This window comes from Streptomyces sp. NPDC093097 (assembly GCF_044754325.1).
Lineage (GTDB): Bacteria > Actinomycetota > Actinomycetes > Streptomycetales > Streptomycetaceae > Streptomyces.
Map to the genome: position 1 here is coordinate 1 of NZ_JBIVOW010000059.1, position 3,099 is coordinate 3,099.

At 68.5% G+C, this 3,099-nt stretch carries 2 protein-coding genes and 1 pseudogene; 1 reads left to right on the forward strand and 2 read right to left on the reverse strand.

Annotated elements, in window-relative coordinates; genetic code table 11:
- Positions 1 to 183 precede the first annotated feature (183 nt).
- On the reverse strand, positions 184 to 882 hold the full coding sequence (locus ACIQE0_RS38695) for a hypothetical protein (RefSeq protein WP_402341091.1): 699 nt from the start codon (positions 880 to 882) through the stop codon (positions 184 to 186).
- A gap of 303 nt (positions 883 to 1,185) precedes the next feature.
- Between ACIQE0_RS38695 and ACIQE0_RS38700 the strand changes: the two genes are divergently transcribed.
- Positions 1,186 to 1,776 carry a hypothetical protein gene (locus ACIQE0_RS38700; RefSeq protein ID WP_402341094.1) on the forward strand — a complete coding sequence of 197 codons (591 nt, stop codon included), beginning with the start codon at positions 1,186 to 1,188 and terminating at the stop codon, positions 1,774 to 1,776.
- Between the two features lie 321 nt (positions 1,777 to 2,097).
- Here ACIQE0_RS38700 and ACIQE0_RS38705 read toward each other — a convergent pair.
- A pseudogene (locus ACIQE0_RS38705) lies at positions 2,098 to 3,099 on the reverse strand (hypothetical protein); the annotation flags it as partial.

The following is a 3,099-nucleotide window of genomic DNA, read 5'->3' on the forward strand; positions in this document are numbered from 1 at the left end:
GCCCGGGGAGTAGCGACGACATCCCGGGGCCCGCGGCAATGGATACCAGCCGGATCAACGAGGCTGAGGCCCCGCCGTCACGCGGTCGCCTGCTGCGGTTCCTCCAGCACCCCGGCGACCTTCCGCACAGCTGAGGCGCGGCGGGTGGGGGACGGTCATAGTGCTGTACGGGTGCCCGCGGGCTCATGCGGGTGTTGGCGCCGGCGCCGGGCGCAGCGCCGTGAGTGGCGAGCGCTGGCCCTTCTTCACCGCGCGCAGCTGCTCCCAGTCGACTTCGGGGTGGGCGGGGATGATCGCGTCGACGGATGCGGTGGTGTAGAGCGTGACGTCGATGGCCTTGGCTCGGCTGGTGCCGAAGCGGACCTTGATCGACTGCGGGGAGCAGACCCAGCCGAGCCGCACCATGTGATCCCAGTCCGCGCGGCGTACTCGGAGCCTTGCTGCGGCCTGCTCGGGTCCGAGCGGGGTGTCGGCGGCGACCAGGTCCGCCAGGTCCTCGCGCTGGCAGACCTCCGCGACCTGGTCGGGGTGGTGCAGTGTCCCGTATGGGTTCGCGCTCAGGTCGACCAGCAGGCCGCGGTCGACGAACCGCCGCACTGTGAACGCCGTCACGTTCGCCTTCTCGCCGGCCACGTTCGGGGTGCCGAGCGCGTCGGCGATCCGGTCCGCCGCCGCGCCGCCGCCGATCGGCGAGGAGGGCATCGCGGCCCGGATGGCGTCGGCGTCCAGCACCTCCACAGTGGCCCGCGACCACTGCCAGGAAGACGCGTCCGGGGCAGGGATGAGCGCGATGTGCCGAGCCCACCGGAAGGCAGCAGCGGACACCCGCAGGCGCTTGGTGGCCTGCTCTGCGTCGTACTCGGCCAGCCGTACTCGTGCCATGAGATCACCTCTCGCTCGTTCGCCTCGGAAGCGGCGGAACAGAACATGACAGAACAATCTAAAACGTGTCAATACCCTTTGAAATTAGGCAAATTGGACCGGTGCAGTGAGAACTGCGCCCGCGCACACGAGGGTGAAATTCACCCGCCCGGTCCGGCGTCGCGCCACCCGGCACACCTGGCTCGGTTCCCTCAAAAGCCGCCGTGCTGCCCGTCCAGCCGCCGGTGTAGATGAACGCTCCAGTTCGGCACCGAACGTCAGGAAAGGACATCGGCGACGCCTTGGGCCGCGAAAGGATGGGGCATGATTCAGTTCCCCACCCTTGCCGCAGATCGGGCGGGCGACCGCACGGTCCAGCTCACCGTCACCCAGGCCCGACGCTCCCAGCACCCGGACCGCACTACCTGGGGACCTGATGACCCGGCGCCGGCGGACGACTACTGGGACTGGCAGGAGTTCGTCGTGGACGGCGAGGGCGATCTGTGGATTCGCCTCACCGGCGACGGCCCACACAAGGGTCAGTGGCAACTGCGCGGCTACAAGCCGCGGCTGCCCTTCGAAGAGAAGAGCAAGCCAGTGCCGTGGCAGGACCTGGCCGCCGGGTACGGGCCACTTACGAACCTCCCCAGCGACTGGTACCGCCAGCGCAACGAGATCCTAGAAGCGATCGCCGGCGCGATGAGCGACATGGATGACATCCTCTTCCACGCCTGGGGCGCCCACACGCTCGGCACCAACCGCGATCACCTCCCGTTGGTCGACGACGACACCGCGGACGACGACATCGTCCGCCACGCCCAGAACGTCGCCGACCGTCTGACCCAACAGGCCGCCAAAATTCGCACGTCCTTGGCGTCAGCACACCTGGTTACGCCCTCTGAGCACACGAGCTGACCATCCGCTGCGGCCCGTCCCGGCGTTGACACGGTGAGGACCGCATCCAGCGCCTCCGCAGCGGCCCGGGGCCATTGGTAGGACGACGTGCCCGGGGGCGGGATGTGCCGGGCCCATCTACGGTTCGGTCGCGCTGGTCGCCGCGTCCGGGGCATCGGGGTGAGCGGCATGGTGATGTCAGGCATGACGGCTCCTCATATTCGGGCCGCCCCAGTAGACGGGCTGCTGGTCGGCGTCGTGCCCAGTGCGTGAGTCCAGTTCCGGCCTTTTGATCGTCGTCGGTTTCGGGGCACCGGCCGTCTTGTGCGAGCCGTTTGCGGTTCAGTTGGGGCGGAGGATCTCGTTGCGTAGTGCGCGCAGCAGGGTCAAGGCGTCGTTGTTGTCGGCGTCGGTGAATGCGTGGATCGTCAGGAGGATGGATCGGGCGATCAGCTTTGTGGTGGCGGGGTCGTCGCCGGCGAGAGCGGCCTGATTGTGCAAGGTATCGGTCAGGACGAAGAGCATGCGGGCTGTCGGATCACTGTTGATCTCTGTGACCAGCCGGCCCGTTTCGTCGTAGTCCATGGTGGCGTCGATCCCGAACGCGGTGATCAGGATGCGGTGGAGTGTGTGTTGCCCGTATGCGGCCAGCAGCTTTGGCAGCGGGCGTTCGCCCGCCCTGCCCGCCAGGGCCGCCAGGGCTTCGTCGTTGTTTCCGGCGACGGCCTCCAGCGCGGCTACGGCCCGCAGGTGGTCATCGTCAGTCAGCTCGATATCCATGGCACCGCCGGGTAGGGCAGCGCCCACAACGCGCGCCTCGTGTGCGTCTTCCTCGTGTCTGGGGTCGAGGGCGACGACCGAGGTGGCCTTCCCGCGGGCACTGGCGGTGCACAGGACCATGCGCTCAATGAGCCGGGAATCGTGTGCACGGAGCCCCTGCAAAACGGCTACAAGAGGGCGGAAACTGGCGGAGGCCATCATGTCTTCGGGGTCTTCCCCGGGTTGGAGGAAGACCGGCACGATCAGCCGCGCCACCTTTCCCTCACCGGGGGCTTGGCGCAGGCCGCGGCCGGTGATCTGCACGATCTGGACGGGCGAGGAGCGGGTGTCGGCGAACACGACGCCGTGGACGCCGCGCTTGCCGCGGATGTCGACGCCTTCACCCAGCACCTGGCAGGACGCCAGGATGCCCAGATCGGTCACCCACCCCTCGGCGTCGAGGCCGTTCGCGAACCGGTCGAGCACCACTCGCCGGTGCGCCGCCGGGTGCTCGCCGCACAGCCACTCCGCCCCCACCCGCTTCGGGTAGATCGCGGAGTTCGTCTGGTGTAGCTCCGCGGCTGT

Bases quoted from the DNA above. Each gene is read 5' to 3' on its own strand.
- ACIQE0_RS38695 (WP_402341091.1), bottom strand. From the start codon at position 882: ATGGCACGAGTACGGCTGGCCGAGTACGACGCAGAGCAGGCCACCAAG.
- ACIQE0_RS38700 (WP_402341094.1), top strand. From the start codon at position 1,186: ATGATTCAGTTCCCCACCCTTGCCGCAGATCGGGCGGGCGACCGCACG.